The 17189-nt window shown below is 55.7% G+C and carries 19 protein-coding genes; all 19 read left to right on the top strand.

Going from position 1 to position 17189, the window contains the following annotated elements; all coding sequences use genetic code 11:
* Positions 1-27 precede the first annotated feature (27 nt).
* The 19 genes from ABUA09_RS03870 to ABUA09_RS03780 all read left to right on the top strand — a co-directional run bounded on the left by ABUA09_RS03870 (position 28) and on the right by ABUA09_RS03780 (position 17017).
* Complete coding sequence (locus tag ABUA09_RS03870) at positions 28-369, top strand: DUF3852 domain-containing protein (RefSeq protein WP_006874004.1); 342 nt, start codon at positions 28-30, stop codon at positions 367-369.
* A 34-nt stretch (positions 370-403) separates the two neighbouring features.
* Entirely contained in the window at positions 404-868 is a 465-nt protein-coding gene (locus tag ABUA09_RS03865) for a hypothetical protein (protein ID WP_009261079.1), read from the top strand.
* A gap of 44 nt (positions 869-912) precedes the next feature.
* The gene (locus ABUA09_RS03860) at positions 913-1458 is read left to right on the top strand and encodes a DUF4259 domain-containing protein (RefSeq protein WP_006874002.1); all 546 of its coding nucleotides are present in this window, start codon (positions 913-915) and stop codon (positions 1456-1458) included.
* Between the two features lie 17 nt (positions 1459-1475).
* Positions 1476-1904: a hypothetical protein gene (locus tag ABUA09_RS03855; RefSeq protein WP_009261080.1), complete on the top strand. Its 429-nt coding sequence runs from the start codon at positions 1476-1478 to the stop codon at positions 1902-1904.
* Positions 1905-2023: 119 nt separating this feature from the next.
* Positions 2024-2929 carry a conjugal transfer protein TrbL family protein gene (locus ABUA09_RS03850; protein WP_006876414.1) on the top strand — a complete coding sequence of 302 codons (906 nt, stop codon included), beginning with the start codon at positions 2024-2026 and terminating at the stop codon, positions 2927-2929.
* A complete protein-coding gene (locus ABUA09_RS03845) occupies positions 2926-3315 on the top strand; it encodes a DUF7768 domain-containing protein (RefSeq protein WP_006876466.1) in 390 nt (129 codons plus the stop codon). Before ABUA09_RS03850 ends, ABUA09_RS03845 begins: the two co-directional genes overlap by 4 nt.
* A complete protein-coding gene (locus ABUA09_RS03840) occupies positions 3315-5126 on the top strand; it encodes a DNA cytosine methyltransferase (RefSeq protein WP_006876465.1) in 1812 nt (603 codons plus the stop codon). The genes ABUA09_RS03845 and ABUA09_RS03840 overlap by 1 nt, the downstream gene beginning before the upstream one ends.
* A gap of 25 nt (positions 5127-5151) precedes the next feature.
* The gene (locus tag ABUA09_RS03835; RefSeq protein WP_006876464.1) at positions 5152-5700 is read left to right on the top strand and encodes a hypothetical protein; all 549 of its coding nucleotides are present in this window, start codon (positions 5152-5154) and stop codon (positions 5698-5700) included.
* An 8-nt stretch (positions 5701-5708) separates the two neighbouring features.
* A complete protein-coding gene (locus tag ABUA09_RS03830) occupies positions 5709-5999 on the top strand; it encodes a hypothetical protein (protein WP_006876463.1) in 291 nt (96 codons plus the stop codon).
* On the top strand, positions 5996-6577 hold the full coding sequence (locus ABUA09_RS03825) for a hypothetical protein (RefSeq protein WP_006876462.1): 582 nt from the start codon (positions 5996-5998) through the stop codon (positions 6575-6577). The genes ABUA09_RS03830 and ABUA09_RS03825 overlap by 4 nt, the downstream gene beginning before the upstream one ends.
* 183 nt (positions 6578-6760) lie before the next feature.
* Positions 6761-8539 carry a VirB4 family type IV secretion system protein gene (locus ABUA09_RS03820; protein ID WP_227127601.1) on the top strand — a complete coding sequence of 593 codons (1779 nt, stop codon included), beginning with the start codon at positions 6761-6763 and terminating at the stop codon, positions 8537-8539.
* Positions 8536-9345: an adenine nucleotide alpha hydrolase family protein gene (locus ABUA09_RS03815; RefSeq protein WP_006876459.1), complete on the top strand. Its 810-nt coding sequence runs from the start codon at positions 8536-8538 to the stop codon at positions 9343-9345. The genes ABUA09_RS03820 and ABUA09_RS03815 overlap by 4 nt, the downstream gene beginning before the upstream one ends.
* Positions 9346-9363: 18 nt before the next feature.
* A complete protein-coding gene (locus ABUA09_RS03810) occupies positions 9364-10758 on the top strand; it encodes a hypothetical protein (protein WP_006876458.1) in 1395 nt (464 codons plus the stop codon).
* A complete protein-coding gene (locus tag ABUA09_RS03805; RefSeq protein WP_006876457.1) occupies positions 10755-11837 on the top strand; it encodes a M23 family metallopeptidase in 1083 nt (360 codons plus the stop codon). Before ABUA09_RS03810 ends, ABUA09_RS03805 begins: the two co-directional genes overlap by 4 nt.
* A gap of 4 nt (positions 11838-11841) precedes the next feature.
* Complete coding sequence (locus tag ABUA09_RS03800; RefSeq protein ID WP_009261384.1) at positions 11842-13176, top strand: hypothetical protein; 1335 nt, start codon at positions 11842-11844, stop codon at positions 13174-13176.
* 112 nt (positions 13177-13288) lie between these two features.
* A complete protein-coding gene (locus tag ABUA09_RS03795; protein WP_227144452.1) occupies positions 13289-14680 on the top strand; it encodes a hypothetical protein in 1392 nt (463 codons plus the stop codon).
* A 13-nt stretch (positions 14681-14693) separates the two neighbouring features.
* Entirely contained in the window at positions 14694-14954 is a 261-nt protein-coding gene (locus tag ABUA09_RS03790) for a DUF6103 family protein (RefSeq protein ID WP_006876454.1), read from the top strand.
* On the top strand, positions 14954-16396 hold the full coding sequence (locus ABUA09_RS03785; RefSeq protein ID WP_006876453.1) for a hypothetical protein: 1443 nt from the start codon (positions 14954-14956) through the stop codon (positions 16394-16396). Before ABUA09_RS03790 ends, ABUA09_RS03785 begins: the two co-directional genes overlap by 1 nt.
* 165 nt (positions 16397-16561) lie before the next feature.
* Positions 16562-17017 carry a hypothetical protein gene (locus ABUA09_RS03780; protein ID WP_006876452.1) on the top strand — a complete coding sequence of 152 codons (456 nt, stop codon included), beginning with the start codon at positions 16562-16564 and terminating at the stop codon, positions 17015-17017.
* Positions 17018-17189 lie beyond the last annotated feature (172 nt).

Here is a 17189-nt window from a genome sequence, read left to right as displayed (position 1 = left end):
TTTTTCAGCAAAGAAAGGTGGTATTTGATGATGAAAACGAAAAAGATGCTCTGTGCGGTCGTAATGGTAATGATGCTGGCCATCATGTTTACGGTACCCGCATTTGCGGCAGGAACCGGGGATGTGGCTGGTGCCATTGAAGGCACTTGGACGGACGCATCCGCCCAGATCAAAACGGTTGTCAATAATGTGGTCTTTCCCGTGATTGACCTTGTTCTGGCTGTGTTCTTCTTCGCCAAATTGGGCATGGCGTATTTTGACTATAGAAAGCACGGCCAGTTCGAATGGACTGCGCCGGCCATCCTGTTTGCCTGCCTTATCTTCACCCTGACGGCTCCCACCTATGTCTGGACGATCCTGGGAATGTAAAGAATTATTCTGAGAATACAGGAGGAAGGAAGCAATGGAATATCCAATTCCAAATCCATCCGGAAATAAAATGCTTTCATTGGTTAACGAGCTGTACCAGCGGTCTACCGGGATGTGCAGAGCAGGTGCAGGTCCATACGGCATCGGGGTAAGCGTGGTAGAAGATACTCCCATTGATGTGTTTTTCACCTTTGATCCAGATCCGGTTCTGGATTGTAAAATACTGCCGGAGGAAATCCCTGAGTACACTGTCGGCGTGATTGGCTCCTGGAGCGGAGAACGCAAATATCTTTCGCGGGAGGAGGTGGGGCAGCTTCTCTCTGCCTCGGACCCGAAGACCAGAATATTGGCGGAAATGCTCCGGTACTTTGAAGGAAAGACCTGGATCGTGAGCTGCGCAGATTGTCAGGAAGCGTTCGGGATTCTGGCGGATGCGGAAATGCGCGAGGCATTTGGGCTGGATGAGCAGGAGCAGATTGGACCGAAACTGGAAATGTAGGACAAGAATGATGAGGCGTAAGCCGGAAATGGGAGACGGTTTCTATGGGCTGTTGGGGAATCACCGCACTGGAGTCCGACAATGGACTGGATGCGGTTAGATGTGTCCGGTACAATTTACCGGCAGATGGACAACTGGACTTGGGAGAAATGCTTGAACGATTAAAGAAAGACCGATGGAATGCCCCCTGTGATGTAAAGCTGGGGTGTGCGCATACCAGCCCTATGGCACTGGCTGAGATCGTTGTAAAGTATCTTGACGGTGATCCCGGCAGTTTGGACTATGATGAGGAGTGGGCGGCCGAGGACAACAAGTTCCGGTCCGTCACCTCGTTTACAGCATCAAGGGCTTCTCTCCGGGAACTCCGGGATTACCTTGCGGACACTTTGAAATACGCCAGGATCAGAGCGGAGCGGCAGATCAAAGCCGGCGAGCTGCCCGGCGGCTGGTTTGATCCGAAGGATTGGGACGGATGGCAGAAACACATGGAGGGCCTTATTCACCGGCTGGATGGCGTTCTGGCCTTGGAAGGCAGTACGCTGGAGTTAGCTCATCCACCGGCGCCGACTGTCCCGGAATTAACCATGTAGGGAGGGAAAGAAGAAAATTGAATCCATTTGGACAGGAGTTGAGGAAAATCCTCACTCAGTGCAAAACCAGCGGCGTTGTGTCTTATGCGGGCAGATCCGCCTATATCCAGCTTGACCCGGATTTGCGGGCCAGGCTGGAGTTTGTTTCTCTGAACATTGCCGGCCAGTACAATGCCCTCAAGCTGACGATCCTGAACCGGACCGAGGGCGCGGTGGATGTGAATATCCTACGCTTTGGCGATTTACTGGGAAAGAAAAAAGTGAGCAATCCCAACTTCTCGGATGGTATCTTACCACACCTCTGGGACGATTATGGGAAGGTAGACTGGTATGTTTACCAGCCTACTCAGGCGGATTACAGGCTGCTGGCGGGTACGGTGGACGAATATCTGCAGGTGTTCCAGCGTCAGGAGGAGGCGCAGGAACACAGCCCGCAAATGTGCTAAGAAAATAGGAAGCGAATACAAGCAGGGGCCGTGCCCAGCCACGGCCCCTGTGCCTTTGAGCAGGAGTATGCGTCCAATGCTGGCACGGTCCCCCTTACGCAAAGGGGTGAAACCACCAGATGTTTATATTGGACTTTTTCCTTGGCGGGCTGATGGATCAGTTTATCGACTGGGTCTACAGCCAGCTTGTTGGTTTCTTTGGCAACTTTTTTGCCGAGATGGGGAACATGGGCGTCGAGCTCTTCGAGATGAGCTGGGTACAGTCCATTGTTCTCTTTTTTTCTTATCTGGCCTGGACGCTGTATGTCGTCGGGCTGGTGGTGGCCGTGTTCGAGGTCGGAATCGAATACCAGACCGGACGGGCCAGTATCAAGGACGCGGCTATCAGCGCCGTCAAGGGCTTTATGGCCGTGGGGTGTTTTACCCTGGTGCCGGTGGAACTTTATAAACTCTCCGTCACGCTGCAGGCCAGCCTGACCTCTGGAATTACCGGGTATGGCGAGAGCTTTGATGCCCTTTCCACTGATATCATCAACTCCCTGCAGGGCGTGGATATCGGGGCCGCGGCCTCCTCCGGCGTATTCGGCGGGATTGGCAGCATCACCAGCCCCATCATGGTAATTTTTATTATCATCATGATGGGGTACGCCGTCATCAAGTGCTTTTTCTCCAACCTCAAGCGCGGAGGAGTCTTACTCATCCAGATTGCTGTGGGTTCCCTGTATATGTTCTCGGTGCCCCGCGGCTATATGGACGGTTTTGTGCAGTGGTGCAAGCAGATCATCGGTCTGTGTCTGACCACCTTCCTGCAGGCCACCATCCTTACAGCGGGACTGCTGGTGCTGAAGGATCATGCGCTGCTGGGCCTTGGCCTGATGCTGTCGGCCGGTGAAGTGCCCCGCATCTGCGGCGCCTTTGGGCTGGACACCTCGACACGCGCCAACATCATGTCCGCCGTCTATGCAGCACAGTCAGCGGTCAACACCACCCGCACCGTGGTACAGGCAGTGGGGGCGGCGAAATGAGCAGAGAAAAACTGATTTACATCGCCTCTCCCTATGCAGGAGATATTGAGACAAACACCGCGTTTGCGAAAAAGGCGTGCTGGTATGCCATCCATCAGGGGCATACGCCCATCGCCGTCCACCTGCTCTACCCACAGATGTTGGATGACGCTGAGCCAACAGAACGGGAAATTGGACTGCGGCTGGGACACCGGGTGCTGGAAGTCTGCGATGAACTGTGGCTCTGCGGCGGCAGGGTCAGTTCCGGCATGGCCCGTGAGATTGAGGAGGCCCAACGGCTCGGCATCCCCATCCGACAGATTGGGGAGCTGGAAATCAAGCAGGAGGCTCTGCCCGCTGAGATGGAGCAAAGCGAAGCTCCAGGGCAGAGCATGGGTATGGCATAATGCCCACGCTGGGCAGCCTGTTCGATGGAATCGGAGGGTTCCCACTCGCGGCGGTCCGCAACGGCATCGAGCCGGTGTGGGCCAGCGAGATCGAAGCCTTCCCCATCGAAGTGACAAGAAAGAGGTTCCCCTCCATACTCCATGTCGGGGACATCACGAAACTGAATGGTGCCGAACTTCCCCCGGTAGACATTATCACAGGAGGCAGCCCTTGTCAGGATCTCAGCGTGGCGGGGGCCAGAGCCGGTCTTGCCGGAGAGCGTTCCGGCCTGTTTATGGAGCAGATCCGCGTTGTAAAAGAAATGAGGGATGCAGATGAGCGGCGCGGCAGAACAGCTCACACTGTTCGACCTCGATATATGTGCTGGGAGAATGTACCAGGATCATTCAGTTCAGCGGGCGGCGAAGATTTCCGCATCGTCCTCGAGGAGATTGTCCGAATTAAAGACGGCTCCTGTTCAGTGCCTCGACCTGACTCCGGGCGCTGGGAATCTGCTGGGGCAATCATTCTGGGAAATCAATTCAGCCTGGCTTGGAGAGTCATGGATGCTCAATTCTGGGGTGTCGCCCAGCGTCGCAAGAGAATCTTCCTTGTCGCAGATTTTGCAGGACGATCCGCCCCGCAAATACTATTTGAGCAAAACCGCCTGCCTGGGTATTCTGCGTCGAGCGGAGGCCAGAGGCAAGGAACTGCCGCCTCAGCTCCGGGATGCTCTGATCCTCCAGGCGGGACTGGCCCCATCGGATTCGACGGATACAACGGAGACCTGACAGGAGAAAAGGCAGCCACTCTCGGTGTTAATTGTGGTATGTCCACTGGACGAAACGGTGTGCTCACCGCCTTTGCCGCCAATCAGCGGGACGAGGTGCGGGATCTTCATGATGTAGCCGCGGCGCTGACCGCCCAGCCAGGGATGAAACAGCAGACCTTTGTGGCCGGAATCACGGCCAAAGGCAACGGTGATTGCTTCCTTTCCGAGGAGCGGCACACAGCACTAAGCGGAGGCGGCGGTATGCCCGGACAAGGGTATCCCGCCATTTTTACAGCTGCTTTTTCTGCTGGAGCTGGTGCTTCTGCGGGCAGTATTGGCTATGGAGAGGAAGTCTCGCCTACCTTGAAAGGAACCGCCAGCGGGAACTGTATGCCATCCATCCTGTGCCTTAATGACCAGGGCGGAAGCGCCATTGCCTGCAGCGAAAATGTTGCCGGAACACTTCGGGCACAGGAGCATGGCCACCAGCCACTTGTATTCGAGAACCACGGGATCGATGCCCGCTACACCGGCCCACATTCTGTGGCGCCCACAATGTCAGCCCGTTACGGTACGGGTGGGAACAATGTCCCGCTGGTCGCAGAACCGGACACGATATTCTGTATCACCGGAAATGCCATTGACCGGCAGCCTATGAACGGCGGGAACGGGATTGGGTATCAACAGGGCATCGCCTATACTCTCACCGCCACCGATCACCATGCCGTGTTCAGCCGCCAGCGTGTGGATGTGTTCAAAAGCAACGAGGTGGTCAGCACTCAGAGCGCTCGTCAGCACAAAGACGCAACAGATTTGGTCGTGGATATGGACGAGCCAGATAACAGCGCCTCCGCTCCAAGAGGTGCCTCGGTTCTTCTGATCCGCCGTCTGACCCCGCTGGAATGCGAGCGCCTGCAGGGATTTCCGGATGGTTGGACTGATATCGAGGGTGCTTCCGACTCCGCCCGCTATAAAGCACTGGGCAACAGTGTAGCGATTCCTTGCGTCGACTATGTTTTGCAAGGAATCGCATGGGCGACCACAGCACAGATAGCTTGAATGATTATGAATAGGAGATGCGATCATGGAACCGATGAAAAACCTCTGCGGCTTGATTCCCGAGTCGCTTCACAAGCGGCTGATGGAGGGCAAAAGTCCTGAAATGACAAACGGTGAGTATCTCACTAAGATACTCACTACCTATCTGGACCAGCCAGCCACAGCAAAGCAGGAACAGCGCACCCTGGCCGTTCAGATCTCAGATGACATGTTTCAGCGGCTGAAGTCCTACCTGGATGCTCATGCGCCCCTCACCCAAAAGGCACTGGTTCAGAGCCTTTTGAATCAGGCACTGGATCAGTGGGAACATGGCGAGGAACCGCTCCAGAGTGCGGTCCTTCAGGACAACAAGAAAGAACGGACGCTGGCCATTGCTATGCCCGAATCTCTTTTCCACCGCGTTGAGCAGTATGTGGAGGCGCATAATGGCGTATCCAAACGAGTCTTCGTTGTGGGGTTGGTGGCACAGGAACTCCAATCTTGGTTGATGGAACAAAGCCCAGACGAAGTACAAGATCAGGAATTCGGCCCCGATCAGGATGAACAGGGGTTTGGAATGAGCATGACGATGTGAGGTGAAACATGTACATTTATCCCGATAATCTGAAATCCAAAGCCGTACTGTGGCTGTGGGAACTGCGGGACATCGCTATCATTGGCGTGGGCGCCCTGATCTCTGTGTTTGCCATGGCCCAACTTGGCTTCCTGCCCCCAGTGGTAATCACTGCGGCCTATGCCTTCCTCTCGATTCGGCTGGAGGATACCAGTATCTTGGACTTCCTGCGCTATGCAATCCGATATTTCCTCCTGGGCCAGCAGACCTATGCCTGGGGGCTGTGTAATCCATCAACGGATAGGAGTGATAGAAAATGAGCAGAAAAAAAGAAGCAACGGCCAAACAGACTACCCGGCAGCTCATCGGGATCGACGAGATCACCGACAGCGGCCTAAAGACCAGTCATGGGAGGCTGATTTTCTTTGCCATCAAGCCCACCAACCTCTCGGTCCAGCCCCCGGAGGCTGTGAGCAATCGCATCTATGCCCTCATGACCGTCCTCAAGGGGCAGGCTGAGATCGAGATGTTGGCCCTCAACTCCAAGGAGAGCTTTGAGGACAACAAGAGGCACTATCGCCAGCGGGCTGCCGAGGAGGACCTGCCGGTCATCAGCCGGCTGCTGGAGGCGGACGCTAAATCACTGGACCGTCTACAGATCCAGATGGCGACCGCCCGTGAGTTCTTCATACTGGTCCGGTTGCGTGAGGAAACAGGGATGGAGCTGCACACCCACCTCTCCCGCATCCAGAAAAGCCTCGAGGATCAGGGCTTCAAGGCAAGCCTCGCCAGCGGCGAGGATCTCAAGCGCATGCTGGGCGTGTATTTTGAGCAGAATGCCACCACGGAAAAATATGAGGATTACGACGGGGAACGCTGGATCATTCTGAATGACTGACCCGTGCCCCACAATTTAATTGATATGGCCGTCAGGAGAACTTCCGGGCCATATCAGGAAGAAACAGTGCGATAAAAGATCTCCTGCCGGCCTGGACAGGAGGTTTTTTCATTGCCGAAAAACAGAACAAAGAACTCTCCCCGGCCTGTGGTGGAGGAACCATATATCAAGGATTTCCTCGACATGGTCGCCCCCTCGGTCATCGACTTCAAGGTGGACCACTACCTGTGCGGCAACACCTGCCGCTGTGTATGGGCGCTGCGGGAGTACCCCACTTCTACCGATGAGCAGGCCATCCTGCGGCATCTGGGCGAGATGGACGGGGTCACCATCCGCATCTACACCCGGCAGGTCACCCCCAGTGAGGAGCGCCGGATCATCCACAACGCCGCCAACAAGCACCGAATGTCCCGCTCCAGCACCGAGGATCTCCAGCAGACTGTCACTGCCGAGGCCAACCTGCAGGATGTGGTTACCCTGGTCTCCTCCATGCACCGCAACCGGGAGCCGCTCCTCCACTGTGCGGTGTTCCTGGAGCTGACCGCCCCGGACTACGACACCCTCAAGCTGCTCCAGACCGATGTGCTCACCGAACTGGTTCGCTCCAAGCTCAATGTGGACCGGCTTATGCTCCGTCAGCAGGAGGGCTTTGTTTCTGTTATGCCAGCCGGCCGCAACGCCTTCGGCGCCCAATTTGAACGGGTCCTTCCGGCCAGCTCGGTGGCCAACCTGTATCCCTTCAATTATTCTGGCAAGACCGATCCTCACGGATTCTACATCGGCAAGGACAAGTACGGGGCCAATATCCTCGTAGATTTTGATAAGCGGGATGACGATAAGACCTCCGCCAACATCCTGATCCTCGGCAACTCCGGCCAGGGTAAGAGCTATCTGCTCAAACTGCTCCTGCTCAACTTCCTCGAGGCGGGCAAATCCGTGATTTCCCTGGATGTGGAACACGAACAAAAGGATATGTGTGAGACGGTGGGCGGCTGCTTCATGGATCTGATGGGCGGCGTGTACCGCATCAATCCGCTGGAGCCCAAGTGCTGGGATGACGGCAGTGGCCCGGAGGACAGGGACGCGCCGGAGGCATTCCGCAAATCCACCCGGCTCTCCCAGCACATCTCCTTTCTCAAGGACTTTTTCCGGGCCTACAAGGATTTCTCAGACCGCCACATCGACGCCATTGAGATCATGGTGGGCAAGCTGTACGCCAAATGGGGCATCAGCGACAGCACCAACTTCGCCGGCCTCAAGCCCCAGGACTATCCCATCCTTTCCGACCTCTATAAACTCATTGAGCAGGAGTACAGAGAGTACGATGGGAACTGCCACCAGCTCTACACAGCGGAACTGCTGCAGGAGATCCTGCTGGGCCTCCACTCCATGTGCCAGGGCGCCGAGGCTCAGTTCTTCAACGGGCACACCAATGTGACCTCCTCCCGCTTTATCGTCTTCGGGGTCAAGGGGCTGCTGCAGGCCAGCAAGAATGTGCGCGGCGCCATGCTGTTCAACATCCTGTCCTATATGTCCGACCGCCTGCTGACCATCGGCAACACCACAGCGGCGCTGGACGAGCTGTATGTGTGGCTGTCGGATAATGTGTCGGTGGGTACCACCATCATCGAGTATATCCGCAACACTCTCAAGCGGGTCCGCAAGAAGGAATCCAACCTCATCATGGCCTCGCAGAATCTGGAGGACTTTGACCGGGAGGGCATCCGGGAGTTGACCAAGCCCCTGTTCGCTATCCCGCCCCACCAGTTCATCTTCAACTGCGGCTCCATTGACAAGCGGTTTTATATGGATCTGCTCCAGCTGGAGGAGGCGGAGTACAACCTCATCCGATTCCCCCAACGGGGTGTGTGCCTGTTCAAATGCGGCAACGAGCGGTATCTGTTGGAGGTTCACGCTCCAGCCTATAAGGAGGCGCTGTTCGGCACAGCGGGCGGGCGATGAATGTGGTTGGGTATGGAGGCGGAACGGACAGCACGGCAATGCTGGTAGGACTGTGGCGGCACCATGTCCCAGTCGACCTGATCCTTTTTGCCGATCCCGGAGCCGAGCAGCCGCATACCTATGCCTACCTGGACACCATGAGCCGCTGGCTGGAGAACCATGGGATGCCGGCGATCACGCGGGTGTGGTACACCGAGAAGAACGGCCAGAGGCTGACGCTGGAGCAGGAGTGCCTCCGCTCAGGAACGCTGCCCTCCATTGCTTATGGGTACAAAAAATGCTCCCTCAAGCACAAGGTTGCCCCGCAGGAAAAGTTCTGCAGGCACTACCAGCCCTGCATTGATGCCTGGGAGAAAGGAGAAAAGGTCGTCAAGTTCATTGGATACGATGCCGGAGAGGAGCGCCGTCTGCTCAACGCCCTTCCTCATGACCTTCAGGATAAAAAATACCAGAAGGAATATCCCCTGATGGAGTGGGGCTGGAGCCGAAAGGACTGCATCCAGGCGATCCGGGATGCCGGCCTTCCCCTGCCGGGCAAGTCTTCCTGCTTCTTCTGCCCCAGCATGAAGCGGTGGGAAATTCGGACATTGTACCACCGCTACCCGGATTTGCTGCGGCGGGCTTTGGCGATTGAAGACGCAGCCATGCCAAACCTCACATCAGTGCGGGGGTTGGGCCGGAACTGGGCCTGGCGGGATTTTATCTGCGCGGATGAAAATCAGCTGGCGATTCCGGGCGCTTTCTCAGATGAGGATCTGCCCTGTTCCTGCTGTATGAAGGGTGAACTGCCAACAGCAGATCTATAAAAGAGAAAGGAAATTCGAATGAAAAAAATTGAATTGGAGCAGTGGGAGCCGTTTCCGGGAGATCCCCGGAGGATGCAGTATGCCGGTCAGCGCGTCGCACAGGAAGTCTTCGAGGAACTGAAGCACCGTCTGGAAAGTATGGGATATCTTCCGGACGAGTATTTTCTCATGGACCGGGAATGGGAAAATGGCCGGGAGATCCCCAAAGACGCCGACATCTTCTGTACCACCGACTACGGCGGCAACGAGGGCGTCTATTTAGATGTGTACCTGAAGTGGTATGAAGACAGCCGCCCCGTCACCAAAAGTTTCATCACCGGCAAGACGCTGGGCGAAACCGGCGCAGATCTGGACCGGATGTTCCTCATCTCCTCCGCCATCACCAAGGCGTTCCACGGGGACGGCGAAACCTATGCCCGACATCTCCGTCAGGGTGAGCGGGCGGAGCCGGAGGGCATGATCGTCCACCTGAATCCTACGGAGCAGCGCACCATCATCGAGGCGCTGGTGGAACAGCAGGAACGCCAGGAACAGGCCATGTCCCAGACGGAACAGCTCCTGCGGCGGATGACCGGGAGCATCACCGCCTATATGGATGAGGTGGGACGGTACCCCCTGCACATCAGCGACTACGATAAAACCGTGTTGGCCATTCGGGACGGAGAATTTGACGCCTTCAAAAACCTTTATCCCAGGGTATCAGACCAGACGGATGACCTGCTGATCGAGGTGGCGGGACGCCCCGGTGTCGTGGGAGGAAATATGACCCTGATACTTCTTGCGGCGGTGGAGAGGTTTTCCCCGGAGGCATATCTCACTGCCTGTAAGCGGGCGGTGGAAACGGGAGACAGTTGGCGGGTACAAACATTGGTGAAGGAATCAGAAGGCCGCCTCTCGGAGCCGCTCCCCTCCCTCCACGGTGAGGTGATCCTCTATGCCTATACAAATAACTGCCGGAACATCGCCAAAGACCTGATCGCCCAATGCACGCCGGAGCAGATTGCTTCTGTGCCCCCGAAGCTTCTCCGCTGGGTTGCGGAAAAGCTGGACTTCCAGACCGCGGTGGATCTGGTGGACAAGGGCGTCCGACCGGGCGATGAGGTGGCCGGCATCCTGCGCACCCTCACGGGCCAGCATCAGGAGTGGATGGCAGAGAGACTGCTGGAACACGGGATGCCGGTGGAGCCGGACAACTACGACGCGCTCTATGCCTGTGTCAGCAATCAGGCGGTCGGAGCCGCCAAGCTCCTGCTGGACCGGGGAATTGATCTGGAGCAGTACCAGCTGTGGGCGGAGCATCGGCCCAAAGGCGATGGGTACACGGAAACCATGGAGGAGCTGGCCGCGTACTGGTCTGAACTGCAGAACAGTACGCAGCCAGAGGATTCGCCCATGAAAGGTATGAACCTATGAGTGCCACCGTTGCAGCGGCCGTCAAAGCGGCGATAGTAATTCTTTCCAATGAGGAAGCCCGCAAAAAGGTGGGCTGGGGCATTGTGGCTATCCTTTCCCCGCTGATCGTTCTGGTGGTTCTGCTTTGCGCCATCCTCTCAGGAACCTCACAGCACAATGTGTCCGCCGTGGAGCTGTGCTTCCACGGCGGCTCCATTTCCGCCAGCGCCACGCCGGAGTACCAAAGATACATCGAGGATATGCGGAACAGCTTTGACCAACTGGACGAAGTGATCGCGGAGATCAATAGTCAATGCGAAGATGGAAAAAGCCTTGACGATACCCGCGTCAAGGCCATTTTTTATGCTCTGTATTTCGCCGCAGAACAGCCAGATACAGATGGCATCCATGAGTTTGCGGACTGTTTCGTGGATTATGAGGAGCGAACCCGAACGGTTACCACCACCGACGAAGAAGGCAATGAGGTGGAGACCACAGAAACCTACATGGTGGCCGTTCCTATTGAAGACCTGGCTGAAATTTATGAGCGGATCAGCCATGCCATTGGAGTCGAGGTCACCGCGGACCATCAGGCCAACGCTGACAGTATCTATCATCTCATCCTTTATGGCAGCCCCAGCGGGGAAAGCGGCGGCTGGTTCCCTGGGGCTGATGTCCCGTTCATTGGGGTGGATGGCTTCTGCTCTCCCATCGGAGCAGGCTGGGAGTCCGTGGTCACCTCGGAGTTCGGGTATCGCAGCGACCCCTTCACTGGCGAGACACGGGGACACACCGGGATAGATCTGGCAGTACCCACAGGCACCCCTATCCGGGCCGCACTGCCTGGGACGGTCACAGTTTCCCAATATAACAGCAGCTATGGTTACTATGTGATAATCGACCACGGCAATGGACTATCCACCTTGTATGGCCACAATTCCCGTCTACTGGCCCAGGTTGGCCAGACAGTGGAGGCTGGGGATATCATTTCCCTCTCCGGTTCCACTGGGAGGTCTACAGGTCCGCATCTGCATTTTGAAGTGCGGGTCAATGGGGAGCGTACCAATCCCCGCTATTATTTACCGAAGACTGGAGGATGATATTTTGCGGCTGAAACTTCAATTGCCGGCCAAGGCCGGACGCTTCCACATCTTTGAGTGTGAGGCAGTTCGGCTGGTTACGCTGCCGGACGAGGAATTCCAAGACTTTTTGAATGGCCCTCACCAGGATGGCCGCTGGGCTGCAGAGCCGTTCTATGCTGATGAACACGGTAGACGGATCTACCAGGGCGTCCTCGTTTTGGGAGAGGGGCATAAAGACGGAGTTTTTGCCTATGATGGGGGGAAACACTTTGCCTACTTGCCCGGAGCAAGAGCGGTGGTTGATTCCATTCTGGAGCAGGCAGTGGAAAAGATCATCAGGGAGGGAGCGGAAAACACCAACGAGGGTAGCTGGTGCTATTATTTCAGTGAGCTTTATGAGCAAATGGGATTGGTGATAGAGGACGGGAACGGCTTCGATACCATGCTCCTTGAGAAGCTGGAGCAGCGGCCGGAGGCGGCGGATGTCACCCTGACGGACGAGTGCTTTGATGTCTGCTATTATCTGGACTACTGCAAAAACCTGGCGCCGGAGCAGCCCGCCCCCTCTCTTTCCGCAGAGCGGAAGGAGGAGATCATATCAGGCATTCTGAACTATATGGCAGAGTATTTCGATGACAGCAGCCTCTACGATATCCTTCATAACACATTGGAAATCTGCAACGATGAAATTGGATGCCTCGGCTTCGCTCTGTATGATGAATATGTGGACGAGCAGATCGAAGCATCTGAGGTGCAGTCTGACCTTCTCCCAAAATCAGGGAAGCTGGTGAATCTGCTTTCCGCCTATGAAGAATTACAACAGATCCCAGATGAGGAACGAATCACCCGCCTGGCTCCAGGGGCTTTCGGTTACTGCCTTGACCCAAATGTGCCGGATGAACGGCTTCATACCGCGTACCAGCAGGCTCTGTCCGCTCTCGAACTGGAGAGCGATGAAATCCAGGAGGCCGAGAGCTTCACCTCCCGTGATGAAATCATTTCCCGTATGCGGGACTGCCTGTTAGCTAAGGAGCTGACGGCTGGAGACAAGGTGCTGTTTGTCGCTACCGAGCCATATGGAGGCCCCGGCGATTTCGATCTACGCGGTGGAGTAATAGAGAGCGTGGATGAAAAGGACAAGACTTGCTCTGTGCGGGGAACTTTTTTCACAATGGAAAAAGTCCCCCTTCACTATGTGCTTGGGCGGTACAACCCAGCGGTTGGTGAGGAGCACTATGGGGTCCGCGGCATCGTCCCCTTCTTTTGCGAGGACAAAGAACTGGCTGGGTATTACCTGAATGAGGTCCGGACCATGTGGGATGTGGAGATGGGTGAGGAACAGGATCTCTCTATGTAAAACAGACAGAACACGGTAATAAAACGATGGGAGGGATACTACGGCAGTGCTGTATCAAGTAGAGCAACGGGGACGGCAAACCGCTTTTGTAGGCGAGGATGGAGCTGGGCTTGTGGGGCTGTATCCACTGTTAGCGCGGGCCGCTGCCATCGCGGAAAATGAGAACAGCAGCTTCGCGGAGGCTCTTTCTCTCGCTGCCGCTGAACGCGGCACTCCACTCAGGCGGGTATTTGCAGATGAAGCGGAGGCCCTGAGCCATGACCTTGGTCATGGCGGGGCTGCGGAACAGCGGGCGGTCATTGATCTGGACAATGGGCGAATACGGTTGGAATATGACCACCGGGCCGGCAGCCTGCGGGAGAGCTTGGATGCCCTGGCAAACCATTTTCCAACGGCAGGCGCCAACAGAATCCAGAACAGGCTCATAGCTTTCCTTGCGGAGCATGACGGAAGTGAGGAACTCTACAAGACGCTTCACAATGAGTTGGGACTGACTAATCAGGAGATTGAGGCCATGGGCTTCGATCTCGCCCACCGCTATGAGCCTGACTGCGATGACGCATACCAGGACATCGTGGACTACATTCGCTTTGAGCAGGAAACCTCGAAGATGTGGCCCTGGCTTATCTCCGGCGATGAGATGCTTGCCCAGGAAACGACCCTGCGGGAGATCGCTGGCCGGCTGACTGCCGCTGGCGAATGGGATACGGAGAGCATCTACGAGAGCTTGACGGAAGCCTTTGGAAACAATCTATCGCTGGATAAACAGTCCAAGGATGACACGAAAGAGGAGGAAAGAAACATCAATATTAAACAGGATCAGTTGGATCTGCTTTGGCAGTTGGAGGAGTTCAGAAAGAAACATGAACATCAGGCAGAGCCGTCCGACTGGGCGATCCGGATGTGTGAGGCGTTTGTTGCCCGAAGTATGGGCTTCACAGACCGGGTACAGTGGACGGAACTGCTCCGGCAGAAGGGTGAAACTCTCTTCACCTTCGACTGGAAGTCCGGCAGCGTCAGCGACCATGTAGTCCAGTGGTGCAAGGAAAATAATCGGAACTGGAGATACAGCCATCTTGGGGAGTTGCAGGTTGCCCATGGCGGCGAGTGGAGAAAGGTCGATTATTTCTGCAGGGATGGCAGTGAAACCAGAGTGTATTTTCCACCAGAGCCTGTGCAGGAGCAGCAGCTCCATGCGCTGGCGGAAGCCCCGGCCGTCCATCTGCGGGATCTGTTGACACTTGGACTGCCGGATCATGATGTCTATTTAGTTCATGCCGCCGAAGATGTTGGCTGGGTGCCCGCAGCGGACCTTCCCCGTCTGACCGCCCAGGGCAAAGAAGAATTCTCGGCTCTTCTGGATGCCAAGATTGCCGCCATCCGCCCCGGCCCCTATGGAGTGGAACTGGTTCTGGACGGCGTCAATTCACAGCTTCTGGCACAATACGATGAAACACTTGCCAACAGTTCCAGGGCAGAACATGCCATGGAACTGTTTCTGTAATGGAGGGATCACGATGAAAAAAGCCACAGTCACGGTTTCATTTGAGCAGGAAAAACTCAAAGCCGTCCAGTTCTATGCGGGAAAGAACGGTACCTCTTTAGAGTTGGAACTGGATATGTTCATGGAGAAGCTCTACAAAAAATATGTGCCTTCTCAGACCAGGGAGTATATTGAAAGCATGGCGGAGCCGGAGGAACAGCCCCGCCCGCGGCCTGCCCGGTCCCCTCGAAGCGCCGCGCCGGATACTTTTGACGAGAAGAAGGGGGTTGAATAATGGCCGATTCTGTATCTACCGAGGCGTGGCTGGATCAGCGGCGCTGGGCGGCGCTGGAGGAGGCGCTGAAGGCGCAAGGCAGTAATGTTAAACGGCATCTGCAGGATTATTTGATAACGCTGTACAACGAAACTGTTCCATTAGAACGGTGGGTACAGATTGAAACAGCTATCACAAAGGAAGAACTGGAGTCAGCACAGGCAGCGGAAGACCAGAAAGTCTATGCGGCTTTTCATATTCGGGAGAATGGCCATGACAGTATCTTCTCAACGGGTAATGGCGAGGAATTTCTGGATGTGGCCATACGGCTGCGCCGTTATCTGCAAGGAGACGCCGAGGCGGTGAAGGGCGGTTTCTCCCACCACTTTTATAAGACACAGCCCATTACGCGGGAGCGGTTTGATGAATTGGCCGCCTTGCGCCTCGAAAATACTGGCAAAGTATCAGGTGCGTTTGAGATTGATCTGGATGCCGGCTGGTGTTCCGCGCTGAATCTCGCAGACGGTTGGCAGACCTTCAAAAACAAGGATGTATCTACGGCCGCCTACCACGCCAACCGAACTCGCAACCTCCAGAGAAACGAACAATGGCGCAGACTTGTAGATTATCTGTACGGCCGGAATATTGAATTGCAGACCTTTGGTTCGATTGAAACCAGAGGAATCCGACCTCTGCGGGAGGGCGATCTTACCTTCTCGGAGGAGATCATTCTGTCAGGCCATGGACTGAATTTTCAGTTTGACTTCACCAGCGATGAGGCCCAGCGGGAGGTTCTTGGCCCGGCGGCGGACTGTTTAGAGCCGGGGGGCTGGCTGGATATTCTCTGCAATTACGACGCCGCACGGCAGGAGGCCGACGCCACCCTTTCCCTTACTCTACATCGCCAGGATGGAGTGGTACAGAAACTTTTCACCTATCCCCTGGGAAAAGAAGAACGGGCTCTTTTGCGAAAACAGATGGAAGCGGACTACCTCGGCAGGACCGGGAAAACGCTGAACGATTACTACGCACAGTTGGATATGGAGCGTGAAGCCCCTCCGGAACTCACTGCAGGTACCAAAAGGCTGCCGGTAGATGCGGTATCCTTCACCGATGAGATCACAGAGTGCGATGGGAAACTGAACTTCTATATCCCCATAAACTTCGATCCTGACGCAGTATTTGGTACCAATGTTGCCTCTGCCTTCAACGATGACTGGCTGAATGTGTACGCCAATTTTGGCTGGAAGACCGGGCGGATAGACAGCGCATTGACCGTATGTCTCGTCTGCTCTGACGGTCATGAGTTTGAGTTTTTCTACCCGCTGACTTCCGCGGAACAGGTCCAGTTGTGGAACCAGATGGACGCCTACTGTCACCAACAGAATGGACAGAGCTTGGGGGAAACAAGGACCGCCCTGCTGCGGGAGCAGGCGGAAGAAGGGCTGGAGATTCGGCTGTAGGAAACGCCGCTCGGTAAATTTTATCGACTTCCCACAGCTTCTCAAGCCGCTTTTTATTGGCAATGATGAATGGATTTCTCTCCGGAAGTGTGGCATTGTGTTGTTGCATGGGCAGCCAACCGGCGCCTGAAACAAACCAAAAATCCGAGGAAAGGAGTTCAACGAATGAAAGCCAAACAAGTATGTAAACTGCAGGAAAATCTCGCAAAGGAGGCCATTGCATACCTTATGCTCTATGGAACAGCTGTGGATGTAACTCCATATCGAAAGGCTGTGACACAGGTTGGAACGGCATGGGGACTTCCAATACCAGACACACAGCGGTGGCTGGACTTGATCCGTCAGGAAGAAATCGCAGTTACCCAAGCAGCCGAGCCCGAAAAGGTGAATCATGTGATGGAGGAAAAAGACCTGCCGATAAACGCCAGCGGCCTCCAAACCCTGGATAATATCTGGGGCTTGTTCGAGACAGCAGTGAAGCTGAACAGCGCCGATGGCCGCCGTGAAATGTACGCACTGGCCAGGGAATTGAGTGAATGCCAGAACCTGACGGACTGGATCATCAAGAGCCAGACAGAGAACGAGGGGGCCCAGGTGTCTATGGCCTGCACACAGAACTGAGCAAACCAATAGCCGATGCTCCATGAGAAGCCGTGCGGCAGCACGGCTCTTTTTGTGAAGTGGAGCGCATTCCCCCGCCATTGCCCCCTGTGCGGCCCGGTGTGCCCTTTTCCGGGGCTGGGTGGCATCCGTACCCCTGCCGTCCCTCCCGGCGATTTGTGGGGGCTTTGTG

This window comes from Intestinimonas sp. RTP31139st1_F5_RTP31139_211217, assembly GCF_040226735.1.
Taxonomy (GTDB): Bacteria; Bacillota; Clostridia; order Oscillospirales; family Oscillospiraceae; genus Intestinimonas; species Intestinimonas butyriciproducens.
This window is presented reverse-complemented; position numbering and strand designations above follow the sequence as displayed.